This is a genomic window from Microcoleus sp. AS-A8 (genome assembly GCA_039962225.1).
In the GTDB taxonomy this organism is placed as follows: domain Bacteria; phylum Cyanobacteriota; class Cyanobacteriia; order Cyanobacteriales; family Coleofasciculaceae; genus Allocoleopsis.
In genome coordinates this window covers 1-18,231 of sequence record JAMPKV010000009.1, presented here as the reverse complement: position 1 = coordinate 18,231, position 18,231 = coordinate 1, and the positions used below count along the sequence as shown (strand labels likewise).

The window sequence follows — 18,231 nt, the reverse complement described above, 5'->3', positions numbered from 1 at the left end:
TTCAAATTGACGGTGTGCCGGTTGCAGGTTGCAGGTTATTATCTTTAACTTTCAACCTTCAACTTTCAACCCTCAACTTTCAACCTTCCGCCCTTAATCCTCAAACCAGCTTGCTCGCCATGCAGCCTCGGCTTGAGCAACAGACCGTTCTCGCTGTTTTTTGTGATACTCTCGGTGGAGCGTATTTCTCTTGGCTGAAAGGTTCCGAATTTGATTGCGTCCAGCATTTAAGGCGGGGTCAGCGAACTCAATTTCTGACAAACGCAGGTTAATGGCAATGATACGGGTTAAGGTTGAGTCTTCTGAATCATCCTCACTTTCGGTTTCCATCAACAAGTTTAAGAGATTGGGGGAGCCAACTGTTACTGACTCCGTAGAACTATCGGCTTTGGTGGCTGCTTCTAAGACAGCGGCTGGTAATTTCCTGGGGATGATACCCGTTTGTTGCAATAAACGGTTGGTGTTCAAAGAGAGAGTTTCCAAGGTTTGTCCTATAGCTTCCTCCAACTCCTCCTGCCACTGCGCTAGTTGTTCGGGTTTCGTTAGTTCTGGGTTGGTTATGTTGATAGTCTCTGGCGCTTCTAAGTTGCCTGGTACCTGCTCAACGATAGATAAGGGTTCTGGAGTAACATCCTGTGGTGGTTCGCTATTCGTGAGTTCTGGCTGAGGTACTGGCTCATTGCTGTCCGTCACTTCTGCCTTGGTTACTTTTTTCGACGCTTCTAAGTGTGAGAGCAACTGTTCTTGAGCCTTCTTTCCCATTTGTTGGATGGATTGCTGCAATTTTTGCCGCTGATTGAAAGACAAACTCAAAAACGCTTCCGGATACCCATGAGTACAAACTTGATAGCTTGCCAAAATCAGCTGACGCCGCACAGCTTGTCCGAGTAACTGTAGGTATTGGGAATAAGTCTTATGTAGTTCTGCCCGTAAAAGGGCAGTCGCTTCCTCCAAGGCCGCTAAATCTTGCTCAATTCTCTCAATTGCTCTCGCCATACTGCATAGCTATTACTTCCCTACTCCAGGATAACGGCTGATCAAGAGGGATAGGTCAGTTTGAGTTTGATTGAGCTGTCTGGGAGTAACGCGAATTAGTGGGGAAGTTTAAGAGGCTGCTCACACGCTCAGCCAATTAGCTACTTTCTCACAACCCATGCCAAACCGTTCTGAAAGTTTGCAACGTCTACAAAGTGGGGCTTAATCACTAGCTTGCCCGTCTTATGGATGTAGCCCCAAAGGACAAGGGATAAAGATACATCTATGAACTCGACAGTTTTTAGCGCTTTACCCCTGTCCTCCCCTATTTACTTACCGCCCATCTGTGCGGCAACTTCCTCAGCAAAGTTGGATTCTTCCTTCTCAATGCCTTCACCGAGCACGTAGCGCGTAAAGCGACGGACTTGGATATTTTCACCCAACAGAGAAATGGTTTGCTTCACCAACTCTTCCACTGAGATACTTTGGTCGCGGATGTAGGGTTGATCCATCAAAGACAGCTCTTTCAGGCGTTTTTCAATCCGACCTACAACAATCTTTTCTTTGATGTTATCAGGCTTGCCCGCTAGGTCATCCCGACCCATCTCAATATCCTTTTCTCTTTGTGCCATTTCTGCGGGGATGTCCTCGACCTTCACGTACTCAACGTTCGGGCAAGCTGCAACTTGCATCGCGATGTTTCGCACTAACTCTTGGAATTCCTCGCGGCGAGCCACAAAATCCGTCTCGCAGTTCACTTCAACCAATACGCCGACTCGGCCACCGGTGTGGATATAGCTACCCACAAGTCCTTCAGCGGCTACGCGACCCGCTTTTTTCTCGGCTGAGGTAATGCCTTTTTGCCGCAGCCATTCAGCGGCCTTGGCGATGTCTCCCTCAGTCTCTTTGAGCGCTTTTTTGCAATCCATCATGCCAGCGCCGGTTTTGTCGCGCAGCTCCTTGACGAGTTTTGCCGAAATTTCCGCCATCTTGCTTTTGTCCCTACTCTATGAACCTAAATTACACACTTATGATTCTTCGCTACCCTCGTCATCCTCTGCTGCATAGGAGTCGACTTCGTCAACATCTTCCTCGTCAACATCGTCCATTGCGCCTTCGTAGTCTTCGTACTCTTCTTCGGCTTCGAGCTGACCGTGACGCCCTTCATAGATGGCGTCCGCCAATTTACCCACTATTAGCTTAATGGAACGGATGGCATCATCATTAGCCGGAATCGGAATATCGACGACATCAGGGTCACAGTTGGTATCCAGCATTGACACCAGGGTTAATCCGAGCTTTTCGCATTCCAAAATAGCGTTGTACTCGCGCCGTTGGTCTACGATAACCACCACATCGGGGACTTTCCGCATCAGTTTGATGCCACCCAAGTATTTCTGAAGCTTGCCGAGTTCCCGACGCAGAACGGAGGCTTCTTTCTTGGGTAGCAAGTCGAGTGCGCCACTTTCATCGCGCCGTTCTAATTCCTTTAAGCGCTCGACCCGCGTCTTAATGGTCTCCCAGTTGGTGAGCATTCCGCCCAACCAACGTTGGTTGACATAATAAGCTCCACAACGAGACGCTTCTTGGGCAATAATCCCTGCCGCTTGGCGCTTTGTGCCTACAAACAGAAACTTCTTCCCTTGCTCCGAAGCCGTCCGCATGTAGCTATAGGCTTCTTCCATTAACTGGGCGGTCTGCACCAAGTCAATAATGTGGACACCATTCCGCGAGGTGTAGATAAACGGCTCCATCTTGGGATTCCACCGTCTGGTCTGATGACCAAAGTGAACCCCTGACTCTAGCATTTCCGCTAAAGAGATAACTGGCATTATTTTTTTGAACTCCTGATTCGGGTTTACCTTCCATCCAGGCGGATTTCCAAGTTGTTGATACTTCTAGAAACACCCGAAACCCTGAATGTGCAGAATTAAACAACTTTTCTAGGGTAGCATAATTAGCCAATTTTTGATGTACGTTTTTTGATTGGTATAGCCTTCACGAATTTTTTTTAAACTCAGTACATTAATGAAACGCCTCGTTTTTAATTCATGCTTAAAAAGATTCTCAAAAAAGCAGTGAGGCTTCTCCGGCAGTGGATGTCAGCCTTGAACATGGGTTCTCGACAAAAAGGGGGTGGCTCTTTCAGGCCACCCAGGTGGTCGCCACAGCCGACAACTCAGGAACTTACACTAGACCAAACTACATCCTCGATTTCTCAAACACCCCCTAGCCATCGAGAGGCGCAGTCAGCCAAAGCCACACCCAAGCCGGATAACGAAGTAGCTAGGCTCAAGGCACTCGAACGCTATAACGTGCTTGATACATTCCCAGAAGTTGAATTTGATGATCTAACAGCCTTAGCCGCGCATATTTGTGGCACTCCCATTGCCTTAGTCAGCTTAATTGATGCTCATCGGCAGTGGTTTAAGTCAAAAATTGGCACGGAGGCAACGGAAACCCCCAGAGAAGTAGCATTCTGTGCTCATGCCATTGGGCAACCGGAGCAATTGCTGCTGGTGCCCAATGCATTAGAAGATGAGCGGTTTGCCACTAACCCTCTAGTTACAACTGACCCCAAGATTCGATTTTATGCGGGTGCCCCTTTGGTGACACCCGATGGCTTTGCTCTCGGTACTCTGTGCGTGATTGATCGAATTCCCCGCACTCTCAACCTAGAGCAGAAAGAAGCCTTATGGGCGTTGAGTCGCCAAGTCATGTCGCAGCTAGAACTCCGGATTCATCTCTCGAAGTTAGAACGCACGATGCTCAAGCGTAAAAAAGTGGAGGAGGTACTGCGTCGCCGTAATCAGCAACTACACCAAACCCTAGAAGAGTTGCGACACACTCAAGCCCAACTCATTCAAACCGAAAAGATGTCTAGCTTGGGACAACTGGTGGCTGGTGTCGCGCATGAAATCAACAATCCCGTCAACTTTATTCATGGCAACCTTCCTTACATTACTGATTATATTGAAGACTTACTAGAACTCCTATTTCTTTACCAACACCATTACCCCAGTCCAGTTTCTGAGATCCAACAGCAATTAGAAGCCAGAGATGTAGATTTTATCGCTGAAGATTTACCTAAAATCTTATCCTCTATGAAGTTGGGGACAGAGCGTATCCATCAAATTGTTTTGTCATTACGGAACTTTTCCCGGTTGGATGAAGCGGAAAAGAAGCCTGTCAATATCCACGAAGGAATCGACAGCACATTGTTAATCTTGCAGCATCGACTGAAAGCTACAGCAACTCGACCCGCCATTAACGTGGTTAGAAAGTATGGCGACATTCCGTTAGTGAATTGCTTCGCCGGACAGCTAAACCAAGTTTTTATGAACCTCTTGAGCAACGCGATTGATGCTTTTGAGAGTAGTCAGGAGTCAACGATAGAAAGTAAACAAGGAATAACTCCTTGTATCACTATTTGCACCAAAGTCGTTCACCCTATCGGTGAGATAACTCCATCGAGCAATCAACTCACAAGAGAGCGAGTCAAGATTAGCATTACTGATAATGGTTCAGGTATTTCTGATGCCATAAAAAGACGCATATTCGATCCATTTTTTACCACAAAAGCCGTGGGAGATGGCACAGGGTTAGGGCTATCAATCAGCCATAAAATTGTAGTCGAGCAACATGAAGGTTCCCTACAATGCGTGTCACAACCAGGGCAAGGAACAGAGTTTAGGATTGAGATACCCATTACGGATTAATGGTTGATCTGAGTTTCAGCATAAGCCGCATAAACACCTTGAACGTTATACCAATTGAGAAAAATTCGGGCAATTTCTAAGGCTAATTGGGGCTTACCTTGATTAATCAGCCATTGTAAAAAAGGAGCCATTGTTCGTTCATTCAGCCTGCCCCTCAGGGAGAGGATACCCCAAAGTAGGCGATGTAACCAAGTCATCTGAATCATCATCCGTACTTCCCAAGTGGGGTGCTTTTCATAAAACAAAACACCCATACGTCCCCGCTGAATTTCTCGGTCAATCATGCGGGGAATTTGGTCTAAAGCAAAAGGGGGATGCCAGTGGTAGCCTACAGCTTCGGGACATTTAATCAGTTTTAAATCGAGTTGTTTGAGTCTGACACCCAGTTCTAAGTCTTCCCAACCATAGAGTTGGAAGCGGGTGTCAAAGAGTCCGGCTTTTTCGAGCCATTTACGTGCGATCGCCACATTCCCGGTGGCAAAATAGGCGGCTGAAAAATCTGTGATTTTGTAGGGTTCCGATGTGGGATTGTCGAAATTACAGGTATTAATCACCCAGCCATAGGTGAAGCAGCGAGCCTCCTCTGGAGCCGCTTCGCTAACGCTCCCTAGTTGCTGCTGTCCCTGCACCAACGCATCGGCATGAGCCTGAAGGAACTGTTCCGTGACAACTAGATCGCTATCTATAAAGATAATGGTGTCACCCTTAGCCTGCTCTACCCCCAAATTTCGGGCGGCGGCTGGCCCCATGTGGTCTTGAGCGTGCGATCGCACATGGGGAAACTCGCTCTTGTGGGACTCTAACCACTCCAAGGTGCCATCGGTTGAGCCATCATCCACTAAGACAACTTCGTAGCCGGCAACAACACTACCATCCCTGAGTTGCTGATTTTCTATCGCTCTCAGGCATTTTTCCAGAATAGGTTTGCGATTATAGGTGGGAATGACGACGCTGAAAAACAAGGAAGCCTGCTCCATAAAACTGATACAAACCCGGAAATATCCGACTTTGTCCTCTGATTCTGGGATTAAGCTTTACTCTTACCGCAGAATCTGGTTCATTCCTACAGCCTATCAGGTGTCTGGGTCAGAAAGTTGACAGGGGTGGACTGAGGCAAGGGTGTCACACCCGCAAGCTGATTTACCTGAGTCCTCTAGGCTAGGTGATCTAGAGGTTAGCCCTCCAATCGTTCAATCAACGAATCCGCAATTCTCACAGCGCTTTCGGCTAATAATCCAGGCATGAGTTCGTAGTTGCCACGACTCTCTTTGAGTAGCAGCTTAACCGTGTATTGATTGTTTAAGAGTCCTTGTAAGGCCAAAGACGCCAAATACTCTCGCTTTGTCAAGGGTGGAATTGACTCTGGTTGTGTCATAGATTCAATTGAGTCCTAGTCATCACTTCTGTGTGGAAGTACCTAAAGTTTATGCAAATTGACTGGCAAACCGCCAAAACCTACGAAGATATCCTTTATCACAAAACCGACGGTATTGCCAAAATCACGATTAATCGCCCTCACAAACGCAACGCCTTTCGCCCCAAAACCGTCTTTGAACTCTATGATGCTTTCTGTGATGCTCGTGAAGATCCCTCTATTGGCGTTGTCCTGTTGACGGGTGCTGGGCCTCATACAGATGGGAAATACGCTTTTTGTTCTGGCGGTGACCAAAGCGTGCGGGGGAAGGCGGGGTATGTGGACGATGAAGGCGTTCCCCGCTTAAATGTACTCGATTTACAACGCCTGATTCGCTCCATGCCCAAGGTGGTGATTGCCTTAGTTGCAGGATATGCGATCGGGGGGGGTCACGTTTTACACCTGATTTGTGACCTAAGTATTGCGGCTGATAATGCGATTTTTGGTCAAACTGGCCCAAAAGTCGGAAGTTTCGATGGAGGGTTTGGCGCTAGCTATCTCGCCAGAGTCGTTGGACAAAAAAAAGCCAGAGAAATTTGGTTCCTCTGTCGCCAGTACACAGCCTCTCAGGCACTGGAAATGGGTCTAGTTAACTGTGTTGTGTCAGTCGATCAGCTAGAAGCGGAGGGTCTGCAGTGGGCGAATGAAATTTTAGCCCATAGTCCGATCGCCATCCGTTGCTTAAAAGCGGCCTTTAACGCTGACTGTGACGGTCAAGCGGGTCTCCAGGAACTTGCCGGAAATGCCACCTTACTCTATTACATGACGGAGGAAGGGGCAGAAGGGAAACAAGCGTTCCTGGAAAAGCGATCGCCCAATTTCCGTCAATACCCCTGGTTACCGTAACCACTCCCTACGTCATATCCTCCTGCTTTAGGCATTTCAGAAGCCTACACTGACCTGTCCTCAGGCAGTGTAGGTAGTTCACTACTCTACCTGTTTATTCCAAGTGACTCAAACGTTTGAGTTTTACTGGCAAGGTGAGAGGACATTTTTAGCCTTTAAGCGGGAAAGACTGGTGCAAAAGTTCTACCGATCCAACTCGCAAATCTTTTTTTAGATTTTTTACATGAATTTTCTCAAATGTCTTATTTATAATGACCGGAATTAACTCTTGCCAGACTGCTTATCGAGGTAATGCTGAAAAAGAATTAAGCAATTTCTACAAGTACTGGTTTAGCTTTCAGTGCTTCATCTGACGAGAGAGCGCTTTCTTCGGAGAGGTTCTGAGCTGAGACTGTCAACGAACAATTAACCGTCAAGCTTTCTTTGATCCCTAACAGGTCATTCCCCCAAATCGCTTCCATTCTCCTCCAAGCTGGTTCAAAAGGCGCGGTAGCTAAAGAACAAGCTTTCCAGCTTCCTCTGACGGGTACGCTAAGTTGCTGACACATCCCTCCACGCCGTCCCTCTGGTTGGTAATAGCGGCAGCAGCGACAAGCAGATGTGGCAAAATTTAAAGTCGTCATTGGATTTTTTTTGATAAGGAATTTTATTGCTTCTTGCCCTTTAATTTTCCGATCCCCCATTCAGGTATATTAAGGCTGGCAAGCTGTGAGCCAGTCTAGGTTAGAGCAATTCTTCAGGGAACTGAGAGTTTTAGATTTTCTTTAGTATCTTGTTATATATAGAAATATATATAGTTAAGAACTTTAACAGAAACCGATTTTTTCTGAGAAAATGTACGGAATTCCCTTAAAACCATACAGGGATCAAGCCAAACCAAAGATAGTAATAAACCTTGATATAAAATTTAGAGCAGGAATAATCGCCTAAACCGTCGGCTCAGGTAACAACCCTTAAAGGAATTAGTAATACTTAAGAGGGATGACGGTAACCAATTCTTATCCCTCGTTGCTGATTGTGGGAAGTGATCAAGCCGCGTAGAGCTTAGCAGCCAAGCTGAAATAGGTACTTAGTACTTCATGCTGGTCGAGCCATGAAATTATCGAGAATACCCCTGAATGCAGATGACAGGAGGATGTATCTAATGCGAAAACATTGGCGTTGAAACTGGCTAAATCTGAATTTCTGAAACCACTGACAGACAAGGCTTTCAGAATCCAAAATCATTGCATCCCAAATCCAAAATGGTATAACCTGGGGGCTTCCACTCTTTCAAGCCCATAATGGCTAAGCCTTGAAGCCGCTCTCGCCCTTGCCATTGTGGCTGATTTTGAGGCGCACCTATTATATGATCGAGAGATTTACGCTGATAATCTGTTTATCCCAACCCCATGGACTGTTTAGGAGCCATCCTCAAAAGGGGAACACCTAAGAGCAGAATCCTCGTTCTCGATAAACAACAGATGCAAAATCTGCTCTTGCTCTACCTCTGCCAAACTCAAAAGCTTGTAATAAACTGACAGCGAGAGTCATACATCGAAAGCTCTATACAGGCCCTTCTATTCCAATACTCACTCCCAAGCTTTCCTCATGAGCCAAAACACTACAATTGAATCCACAACTCCCTCCTCATCCAACCCGTCAATCCATCCAGTTTTGCAGGCGGCTCTGGGTAGCATAGATGTGCAGTTAGAAGAAGAGTTAGCTCGCTACCGACGCCAGCGCGCAGGACGACCCGTCATGCAACCCAGTGGTCTCGGTCGTCACCAGATTCGTAAACCGCTCGAATTAATTGCGGTCGATCAAGGAGCCAAGAAAACTCAACGACCCGCCTTGGGGATGAGTACAGCTCCCCAGATTTCATTTCCCTTAGTGATGGTGAACCCATCGCAGGCGGCGACATCGCCTCAGGAGACAAGTCACGAACCCATGGAGCAAATGGGCCAGCGAGAGTCTTCATTCTCAACGGTAAGGGAGTCGGGAGAGCCGTTAGTGGCGGCTTCGGGAACTAACACAGATGCTTGGGATGAAGCCGAAGATGTGACGGATCAACTAGCTCCTTCGGAAAAGCCAGCACAGGAGAATGGGGATTTGGTGCCGTTAGCGGCAGCCCAATCACAACCAGAAGATTATCTGGAATCCTCAGAAAAATTGCTGCGGAGTTTGGATCAAGAAGAGGTTCCTCCTCGCTCCCGCAAGCGTTTGATCGATAGAGTTCTAACTCCACTCGGTGTCGGCTCTCTATTACTATTGCTGCTTTCTGGCGCGACTCTGGCGTATATATTCAAGAATCCATCCACACTCAGTGCGCTAAATCCTAACCGATGGTTTGGCTCAAAGACGACGACCACGGCTCAAAAAACAACGCAACCGATTCCCGCGAAAACGACTCCCTCCGAGAATTCACCAACCATCAAAGGACCCAATCTTGCCGCTGAGGAATTTCCCGAAGTGGGTTTAGATACCTTAAGCCACTTGGAACCTAGCCCGACACAGACTCAGTCTGTAGTCCCCTCGCAACCTCAAGGGACTGACTCTGGGGCGACACAACAAGCTCCGCCTGTGATTCCTAACTCAGCCCTGCCTGGAAGCTCTTCAGATATATCTTCGGCACTCCTGCCCTCTCCAGGACAGCCAGAAACGATTCCGTCTACGGTGGCTCCTATAGCTCCCTTACCCCCGCTACCCACGGTCGCACCCAGAGCGAACCCATCCAATCTATCTTCTGTGAATTCCAGACCGTTACTGGCACCGACCACACCCGTTACCAAGCCGAACTCAAAAGCATCCTCTGCGGCAACACAACAAGCCGCCAGTCCTGCATCTGCTAAGGGCAATTTCTATTATGTGTTGATGAACTACAGTAGCAATCGGGATCTGGCGCAAGCCAAGACCATTGTACCTGATGCTTATGTGCAAAGCGTTCCAGAAGGTAAAAGGATCTATATGGGAGCGTTCAAGCTGGAGTCTCAGGCGAAAACATTAGTGGAGACACTCAAGAAACAGGGCATTAATGCCTCGATTTATCATCCTTAGGGCAGGTCTAATTCTAAAATCTCAAATCGGGTCTTGACGGTGAGGTACCATGATGTTAAAAATCCCCCGACCCGTGATGTGAATGGAGAGCTGCTATGGGATTGATTGATCGCATCCTGCGCGTAATTCGCGCCAACCTCAACAACCTGATCGGGCAAGCCGAAGACCCAGAAAAAGTGCTCGAACAAGCTGTTGAGGAGATGCAGCAGGATTTGATTCAGCTACGACAAGCTGTAGCGCAGGCGATCGCTACCCAAAAACGTACCGAGCGACAAGCCGCTCAGGCTGAAACCACTGCCCAAGAGTGGTATAACCGCGCCCAATTGGCTCTGTCAAACGGGGATGACAACCTGGCACGGGAAGCTCTAACCCGGCGGAAATCCTATCAGGAGACGGCTAAAGCCATGCGAACCCAGCTGACACAGCAAAGTACTGTGGTCAGCAAGCTCAAAGAAAATATGCGGGCGCTAGAGAGTAAAATCTCAGAAGCGAAAACGAAAAAAGACTTGTATATCGCTAGAGCCCGCTCCGCTCAGGCGTCCCAGAAAATTAACGAGATGCTGGGCAATATGGGGACGGGCACGGCGCTCAGTGCCTTTGAGCGAATGGAAGAAAAAGTCATGCAGCTCGAAGCCCAGTCCGAAGCCATAGCCGAATTGGGAAGCAGCGATTTGGAAAAGAGATTTGCCTCTCTAGAAGGGGGCAATGAGGTGAATAGCGAGTTGGCGGCGATGAAAGCCAACTTGATGACTGGCACCGAATCGGCCAAATTACCGTCTGCTCAGACATCATCTGCCCAAAATCCAGAAATTGAAGCCGAGCTGAAAAAACTACGCTCTGAAATAGAAGGTTCTTGAGTGAAGAGGAGGGGGAGATAGGGAGAAAGGTTGGTTGTTTAATTTCGGGATTTGAGTCGAGAATTTATCCCACTCTTTGTTCTCGCTTCCGCTGACAGAATCATGATTAATTTTTTTTTACTCTCCCACTTACTGCCCCACTCCCCCACCACCTGAGCCAAGGAGGTGAGTCATGCATCTTCTCATCCTTGACAATTGGAGAACCGGGCTATGATCTAGCGCTTTTGGGCTGGAAGTTTTTACACTGGATTAAAGCGTCTTGTCTCCATGGCTTGAGCCTATGTGTTTTGAGTGACTTCAAAGTTGTGCTTGATGACTAGAGATGGGATAGCCTTAATTGCTCAAACCGCAACGCATCAGCAGTCGGCTGATAGCGTAGAGTCTGCGTTAAAACTACTTTATACGTTCCAAGAGGATAGACAGCGTCATGGGATTATTTGACCGCCTTAGCAGAGTCGTCAGAGCAAATCTGAACGATATGGTGAGCAAGGCTGAAGATCCAGAAAAGATTCTGGAGCAAGCCATTATTGATATGCAAGAAGACCTGATCCAACTGCGCCAAGCAGTGGCTAGGGCTATTGCCACTCAAAAACGCACGGAGCAACAATACAACAAAAACCAATCCGAAGCCAACAACTGGCAGAACCGTGCCCAACTCGCGCTCAGCAAAGGGGATGAGACCCTAGCGCGGGAGGCACTTCTGCGCAAGAAGGCTGTTGCCGAAGCGGCAGCTACTCAGAAAACCATGCTGGATCAGCAGACTACTCAAGTAGACAGCCTCAAAAAGAACCTGATTGCTTTGGAAAGTAAGATCTCCGAAGCTAAGACCAAGAAGGATATGCTCAAGTCTCGTGCAGCCGCGGCTAAAGCCAACGAGCAGTTGCAAGGTACAATTGGTCGCTTGGGTACCGGCTCGGCAATGGCTGCTTTTGAGCGCATGGAAGACAAAGTTTTGGAGCTGGAGGCTCGTTCTCAGGCTGGCAATGAACTGGCAGGTAATAACTTAGAAGCTCAATTTGCCCTGCTCGAAGGCGGCAGCGACGTTGATGATGAGTTGGCGCAGATGAAAGCACAGTTGACTGGGGGTTCTGTATCACAGCAAGCGCTACCAGCCTCTCAGGAAAAAGCCTCTCCCTCGTCTAATGCAGCCGTTGATGCTGAATTGGAAGCCCTGCGAAAGCAAATCGACAATTTATAAGTGTCGGCAAGCTTTTGACCATACCCTCTGCGAACCAAGACCTTGATAGGCGACTCAACCTTAATCCCACTGACTCTAAAGGTGGAGTGGATGCAGAGAGTCTATCCAGGTCTTAATTATTGTTGAGCAGATTGGCGGCTGCGTGAAGCAGGAACATCACTGAATACAGTCGCACAGCTAGATAGCCCCAAAAAATTGATAGGTATATAGCTAATTGGAGATAATAAAGGCTCCTACCGCCAAAGGCTGGGACTGATTTACTGTATTAAATGTAAAGCTACAGGCAAACTTGCTCGCTTGCCAATCCTGGTTAATTTTTCCACAAGATAATCTGCTCAGTGAGCGAAATAGAAACAGTTGTATTGATGGAGGGTTTTGTGAGTAACGCTATTTCAATTACAGATTCTGAGTTTGAAACCGAAGTTTTAAAAGCCGAGCAACCTGTACTGGTCTACTTGTGGGCGTCTTGGTGTGGCCCTTGTCGCTTGGTAGCGCCATCCGTGGATTGGGTGGCTGATACTTATAGCGATCGCTTAAAGGTGTTCAAGATGGAAGTCGATCCAAATCCTGACACAGTGAAAAGGTACCACGTCGAAGGTGTTCCCGCACTCCTTGTATTTAAGAACGGTGAGATTGCTCAATCCCATGAAGGTGCAATTAGCAAGCAGAAATTAGTCAGCCTGATAGACACTCATTTATCCCCCGCTTCTTAGCAAAAACTCAACCCCCTTTTTTCAAGAGGGCAGGAGGCAGAAGGCAGAAGGCAAGAAAGTTTGTACAGTAAGCTTTTTAACCTTTTTCAACTGGATAGTTATTTCTGCCACGCTGCACTATTGATGCGGTGTTGGTTGTGGGTTGTTGGGAATCCTTCAAAAAACAACAAGCAACAAAAAAGATGCAGTTTGCCAAGCGTTTACAACCCCTGCAAGCCAATGTGTTTGCTGATATGGATCAGGCGAAAGCCAAAGCCAAAGCCTCTGGACAGAACATTATTGACCTCTCCTTAGGGTCTTCTGACCTCCCGGCATCAGAACACGTCCTAGGGGCGATTCAAGAGTCTTTGTCAGACAACAGTACTCACGGCTACTTGCTGTTTCATGGCACTCAAGCCTTTCGTCAGGCAGCCGCTGACTGGTACACCCAACGATTTGGCATCTCAGTTAATCCAGAAACTGAGGTGCTTCCCCTGATTGGTTCTCAAGAAGGTACCGCTCATTTACCGCTAGCCGTCCTGAACCCAGGAGATTTTGCCCTGTTGTTAGACCCAGGCTATCCCTCTCATGCGGGTGGTGTTTATCTGGCTAGCGGTCAGATCTATACCATGCCCATACTGGCAGAAAATAACTTTTTACCCGTATTTGAAGACATTCCCACACCTGTACTCGCTCAATCCCGGATGATGGTGTTGAGCTATCCTCATAATCCTACGACGGCGATCGCGCCCTTGTCGTTTTTCCGGGAGGCCGTCGCGTTTTGCCGTGAACATGAGTTAGTCTTAGTTCACGACTTCCCCTATGCAGATTTAGTGTTCGCAGAAGACACCGGGGAAACACCCAATCCACAATCCCTTGCTCCTTCAATTTTGCAAGCCGACCCAGATAAGGAAGTTTCGATCGAGTTTTTTACGTTTTCCAAGTCTTATAATATGGGCGGCTTTCGCATCGGTTATGCGATTGGCAATGCTCAGTTGATTCGAGCGTTGCGGCAGGTGAAAGCCGCCGTTGATTTCAACCAATATCGAGGGATTTTGAATGGTGCGATCGCAGCTTTACGAGGGCCTCAAGATAGCGTCCAGCAATCGGTAGAAATTTTTCGACAACGACGGGATGCGTTCGTCAAAGCCTTGCACCAAATCGGTTGGCAGGTTCCGACCCCAAACGCAACAATGTATATTTGGGCTAAGTTGCCAGAGCCTTGGACGAATGATTCGGTAAAATTCTGTACTCAACTCGTGGAAAAAACAGGCGTTGCCGCTTCACCGGGAGCGGGTTTCGGCAAAGCTGGCGAAGGATATGTCCGGTTTGCGTTGGTGCATGAGCCAGCCATTCTGGAAATGGCGGTGGAACGAATGGCTGGATTTTTGCGATCGCAAGATTCATGACCGAAACTAATGGGATTCAAGCTGCTCCCCTTCGCTCCGCTGTCCTTCTAGGACGGCTTTTCTTTGAAAGTACCTTGATAAATCGAGCTATCGATAGGTCAAACCGGATAAAATAAAGTCAAGAAGGAGGTGATGCAACAAGTGTTTACCCTCACTTACGAGTACAAACTTAAACCTACGTCAGCGCAAGTTGCCCTTTTTGAGGAGTGGTTAGAGCAGTGCAGGCGTGTGTATAACTATGCGTTAGCTGAACGCAAGGACTGGTTTAAGTCTCGTAGCTGTCAGGTGAATGCTTGCTCTCTCCAGTCCGAATACATTATTCCCGTGGGCACTAAAAGACCCACTTACGCTAGTCAGTGCAAAGGATTAACCGAAGCTAGGGCTAAAATACCTGCGCTTAATGCCCTGCAAGTTCACGTTTTACAGCAAACGTTAAAGCGTCTTGAGCAAGCGTTTGTCAGTATGTGGGAACAAGGACACGGTTTTCCCCGCTTTAAGAAAGTGGGGACGATGCGCTCGTTTGTGTTCCCCCAGATGGGAGTTAACCCCATTCAAAACAGTGCGGTCAAGTTACCCAAAATTGGTTGGGTTAAGTTCCGTCAGTCGCGTCCCATCAGGGATGGCGCAACCCTAAAACAGGTGCGAATCGTGAGACGCGCTAGCGGCTGGTATGCCATGTTGTCATTGCAGTGGGATGTAAACATCCCAGATGTCATGCCGCATGGCGAAGCGATTGGGGTTGATGTCGGAATTAGTCACTTGGCTGCGGTCTCTAACGGTAAATTGTTTCCCAATCCACGACCTTTCAAGAAGCTCGAACGCAAGCTTAAATTGCTGCAACGTAAGTGTTCGAGAAAGGTCAAGGGGTCAAACAACCGTAGGAAGGCACAACGCCAAGTAAGTCAATTACACGGACGAATTGCTAACACAAGGAAAAACTATTACTGGCTTTTGGCTCACAATCTCTGCGACTGGGCAGGGATGATATTTGTGGAAGACTTGAACCTTAAAGGTCTAGTTCGCGGCTTCTTAGGAAAGCATTGTCTAGATGCGGGTTGGGGTCAGTTTTTCCAGATATTAGAGCAATGTTGCCGTAAGCGAGGTGTATTTTTTCTCAAAGTGGATAGCAAAAAGACGAGTCAGATATGCCCTAACTGCTTTGTTGAAACAGGTAAGAAGGAGTTATCCGAAAGAGTCCATTCGTGCCAATATTGCGGCTACACAACCGATAGAGATGTTGCAGCCGCTCAAGTAGTTCTCGTGAGAGGGCTTGCAGCCGTGGGACACACGGTGAAGATGCTTTCTGAGGGTAAAGCGGTTGCGCTCCCCGTGAAGAAAGAATCCTCGTCCTTCTAGGGCGAGGAGTGTCAACTAATTGTGTTTCTTTCGGCCTAGCTGCTGAGGCACTCAAAACTTACACAAAAACAGGGGTAGCGACGATGACAGAACAGTGGATAGATCCAAAAGATACAACAATTGACGACGAAGAAACAGCTTGTATTCTTTGTTCACCCGTTGCTCAAGTTCCAACCCTAGCTAATTTAGCTAATTTTACAGCGCTCGATTATGCCGGGATGATTTCTACAACGGTTAACTTTAACCCATTGATAGTTGGGATAGTTGAAAATGAATTCACCGTAGAATTACCACTTGAGGTAAGCGTTAATCGAGATTTTCAAGGAAATTTTTCTGTTCCCAGTGACCTAGCCGAATTGCCGACGGGTGATATTTCTGATGGTGATATTACAATAGATTTTCCTTTAATTAGTCAGGTCTTCGGCATTAGTCCTGATACTCCAGTTCTGGATTTATTAAGTGATTTCGGTATTACTGTTCCCAATTCAGTTCTGGAAATTTTAGATGCTTTAGACATTACAGATGCCAATTCAGCCATAGAAGTTGTCGATAATTTATTTGACTTGGAGTTGACAGGAAGTGGCACCCTCACTTCGGAGGCAGGAACCACTGGCTTGAACTTTAACTATCTGGGTGAGCAAAATACTTTTGTTATTGATGGGTTCGATCCTACCGTGGTAGAGGGAAGCTTGGTCGGGCCATCTACAATCACAGCAGAAGGAGATTTCAGCGTAGATTTAGTATTAAGTGAGTTCGTCAACGTCACTAATCTATTGGAAATAGACCTGCCCTCTAACGTGGATTCCTTCCTGGCCTGGGCTCAGCTTTTCAACATTAATCAGATAGAAGTAGCCTCTGGTTCTTTCAGTTTAGATGCTACGACAGTTCCCGTTTCCGCTCCTATGGCGGGCTATACCGACCTAGTCTCTGCTGCTGGCGATCCAACTCTATATCCAGTTGCTGTTTCTGTCTAATCCGAAATTAATATCGTGAAACGGAAGGGGCACGATCATATCGTGCCCTACAAACGACTGTGTTGCAATCAATTGAAGTTCACTAGAAAATCGCTTAACTAAGCAAAATTAGCTGATTCTCAAAGCATGGCCTGTAGCTGCTCAATCAACCCTTCAACGTAATAGAGAGCGCCATTAAAAGTTGCTGGGTCTTCCAAATCGACTCCAACGGTCTGGCGTAAAGCCTGCACTGGATTCATACTACCCCCGACAGCGAGGAAATCAAAATAGCTAGGGATAAAGTCTTTTCCAGCTACTTGGTATTGCTGGTAACAAGCCAAACTGACAATGCTGGCTGCTGCATACTGGTAACTAGAGAACGGCTGAGTGAAAATATGACTCATTCCTGCCCAGTCATATTGATTTCCTGGCAAAACTTCTACAGCCTCACCACAGAGTTGGCGATAAAATTCCAGCCACTGCTCGTTAACAAAGGAGTGATCAAAACTACCTTGAGCCGCCCGTTCATGGAGTGCGAGTTCCAAACCGCTAATGGTAGTTTGATAAAAGATTAGATTGAGTTGATCGTCCAGCAGCCGCGTCAGCACGGCTTGCTGGCGGTGCTGATCATCAGCAGCTTCTTTAAGCAGGTAGTCGAACAACAGCAGTTTATTGAAAATTGAGGCAACTTCGGCCAACAATAGGGACGATTGACTGTTGAAATACGTTTGGCGATCGCATGTTTTAGCGAAATGTAATCCCTGCCCAACTTGGTGAGCCAAGGTAAACAGCGCATGATAATCTTCTGTGTAAGAGAGCGACAAGTAAGTGTGCTTGGCAAAAGTCGGAAAACTGAAGACTCCGCTAGCCTTGCCAGGACGCACTTTGGCATCAACCCACCTCTTGGAGAAAAAGTCTGATGCCCTGTTCGCATAAAAGACATCAAACGGCTTCAAAGCATTGAGCAGCGTTTGCACACCCGTTTTATAGTCCACCTTCAGCAATGGATCATCCGCTGTCCAAGGAGCATCAAGATCGCAAGTACGGATTTTTTGCCCGATCGCTTTCCCCTTCAACTGGTAATAGCGTTGGAATAAGTCGATGCGATCGCCTGTGCTATCCATAATGGCGCGGAATACCGACTCCGGCATATCCGCCGCCAATAACTGCTTATGGAATGTGGAAGGATACCCCCGCATCTGGCTCTCAATGTGGTGGTCTTGGCAAATCGCATTCAGAATAAAGCCATACAATCTATTCTGTTGCTCCATCTCCTGGCGCAATGAGCCGTAGGCGTCATAACGCACGTCATGCTCTGAGTGAAACAGCAGAGCCTCCAGTTCGGCTTGAGTCTCAACCTTTTTGCCATCGGGCGTTGCTACGGGTTCATAGTCCTGCTCACCCCGATGAACCGAGTACAGATGAAGAAATGCCAGCCGTCCTGTGAGCATATCCCGGTTTCGGGTTCGCTCTGCTTCTTCCGGGAGCCTATGGGGGCTAAACTGGGCGATGCGATTGAGGTAGTGGCTGTACTCTTGTAGAGCTGGTGATGCTTGTAATTCGTCAAATTGGGTACTGTCTAAATCTTGCAATTCCAGATTTAAGAACAGCAACTGGTTATAAATGCGGGTGAGAGTTAGTTTCGTGTCGTTGAAAAATTGCTGGGAGCATCCCACTTTGGCAGATATACCCGAACAAGCAAGATATGGAGTTCTAAAAGGACAATCGAGGAGTAGTCTTTGACGCGATCGCTCTCCAAAAAAAGTCTTGGTCACA

At 47.5% G+C, this 18,231-nt stretch carries 16 protein-coding genes; 9 read left to right on the top strand and 7 right to left on the bottom strand.

Going from position 1 to position 18,231, the window contains the following annotated elements:
* Positions 1-93: 93 nt before the first annotated feature.
* From NDI48_15630 to rpsB, 3 genes are all read right to left on the bottom strand, one after another.
* Positions 94-996: a hypothetical protein gene (locus tag NDI48_15630; GenBank protein ID MEP0832604.1), complete on the bottom strand. Its 903-nt coding sequence runs from the start codon at positions 994-996 to the stop codon at positions 94-96.
* Between the two features lie 308 nt (positions 997-1,304).
* A complete protein-coding gene (tsf, locus tag NDI48_15625; protein MEP0832603.1) occupies positions 1,305-1,964 on the bottom strand; it encodes a translation elongation factor Ts in 660 nt (219 codons plus the stop codon).
* A 39-nt stretch (positions 1,965-2,003) separates the two neighbouring features.
* Positions 2,004-2,807: a 30S ribosomal protein S2 gene (gene rpsB, locus NDI48_15620; GenBank protein MEP0832602.1), complete on the bottom strand. Its 804-nt coding sequence runs from the start codon at positions 2,805-2,807 to the stop codon at positions 2,004-2,006.
* 219 nt (positions 2,808-3,026) lie between these two features.
* Here rpsB and NDI48_15615 point away from each other — a divergent pair, with 219 nt between their 5' ends.
* Entirely contained in the window at positions 3,027-4,694 is a 1,668-nt protein-coding gene (locus tag NDI48_15615; GenBank protein MEP0832601.1) for an ATP-binding protein, read from the top strand.
* Here the strand turns inward: NDI48_15615 and NDI48_15610 are convergent.
* Positions 4,691-5,656, bottom strand: coding sequence for a glycosyltransferase (locus NDI48_15610; GenBank protein MEP0832600.1), 966 nt, complete (start codon positions 5,654-5,656; stop codon positions 4,691-4,693). The genes NDI48_15615 and NDI48_15610 overlap by 4 nt on opposite strands.
* Before the next feature lie 212 nt (positions 5,657-5,868).
* Positions 5,869-6,069: a hypothetical protein gene (locus NDI48_15605; protein ID MEP0832599.1), complete on the bottom strand. Its 201-nt coding sequence runs from the start codon at positions 6,067-6,069 to the stop codon at positions 5,869-5,871.
* A gap of 51 nt (positions 6,070-6,120) precedes the next feature.
* Here NDI48_15605 and menB point away from each other — a divergent pair, with 51 nt between their 5' ends.
* Entirely contained in the window at positions 6,121-6,954 is an 834-nt protein-coding gene (gene menB / locus NDI48_15600; protein ID MEP0832598.1) for a 1,4-dihydroxy-2-naphthoyl-CoA synthase, read from the top strand.
* Between the two features lie 305 nt (positions 6,955-7,259).
* Here the strand turns inward: menB and NDI48_15595 are convergent, their stop codons facing one another.
* Positions 7,260-7,577 carry a hypothetical protein gene (locus tag NDI48_15595; GenBank protein MEP0832597.1) on the bottom strand — a complete coding sequence of 106 codons (318 nt, stop codon included), beginning with the start codon at positions 7,575-7,577 and terminating at the stop codon, positions 7,260-7,262.
* 967 nt (positions 7,578-8,544) lie between these two features.
* On the opposite strand from NDI48_15595, the gene NDI48_15590 reads away from it, so the two are divergent.
* From NDI48_15590 to NDI48_15560, 7 genes are all read left to right on the top strand, one after another.
* Positions 8,545-9,990, top strand: a complete 1,446-nt coding sequence (locus NDI48_15590) for a hypothetical protein (GenBank protein MEP0832596.1) — start codon at positions 8,545-8,547, stop codon at positions 9,988-9,990.
* Positions 9,991-10,085: 95 nt separating this feature from the next.
* Positions 10,086-10,847 (top strand): PspA/IM30 family protein, encoded by a 762-nt coding sequence (locus NDI48_15585; GenBank protein ID MEP0832595.1) that lies wholly within the window; start codon positions 10,086-10,088, stop codon positions 10,845-10,847.
* A gap of 427 nt (positions 10,848-11,274) precedes the next feature.
* Positions 11,275-12,045 (top strand): PspA/IM30 family protein, encoded by a 771-nt coding sequence (locus tag NDI48_15580; protein MEP0832594.1) that lies wholly within the window; start codon positions 11,275-11,277, stop codon positions 12,043-12,045.
* A gap of 377 nt (positions 12,046-12,422) precedes the next feature.
* Positions 12,423-12,758: a thioredoxin domain-containing protein gene (locus NDI48_15575; protein MEP0832593.1), complete on the top strand. Its 336-nt coding sequence runs from the start codon at positions 12,423-12,425 to the stop codon at positions 12,756-12,758.
* 182 nt (positions 12,759-12,940) lie between these two features.
* The gene (locus NDI48_15570; protein MEP0832592.1) at positions 12,941-14,146 is read left to right on the top strand and encodes an LL-diaminopimelate aminotransferase; all 1,206 of its coding nucleotides are present in this window, start codon (positions 12,941-12,943) and stop codon (positions 14,144-14,146) included.
* 141 nt (positions 14,147-14,287) lie between these two features.
* Positions 14,288-15,502 carry a transposase gene (locus NDI48_15565; protein MEP0832591.1) on the top strand — a complete coding sequence of 405 codons (1,215 nt, stop codon included), beginning with the start codon at positions 14,288-14,290 and terminating at the stop codon, positions 15,500-15,502.
* Positions 15,503-15,585: 83 nt separating this feature from the next.
* The gene (locus tag NDI48_15560; protein ID MEP0832590.1) at positions 15,586-16,476 is read left to right on the top strand and encodes a hypothetical protein; all 891 of its coding nucleotides are present in this window, start codon (positions 15,586-15,588) and stop codon (positions 16,474-16,476) included.
* A 119-nt stretch (positions 16,477-16,595) separates the two neighbouring features.
* Here NDI48_15560 and NDI48_15555 read toward each other — a convergent pair.
* Positions 16,596-18,231 (bottom strand): M3 family metallopeptidase (locus NDI48_15555; GenBank protein ID MEP0832589.1); only part of this gene is annotated, 1,636 nt, incomplete at its 5' end.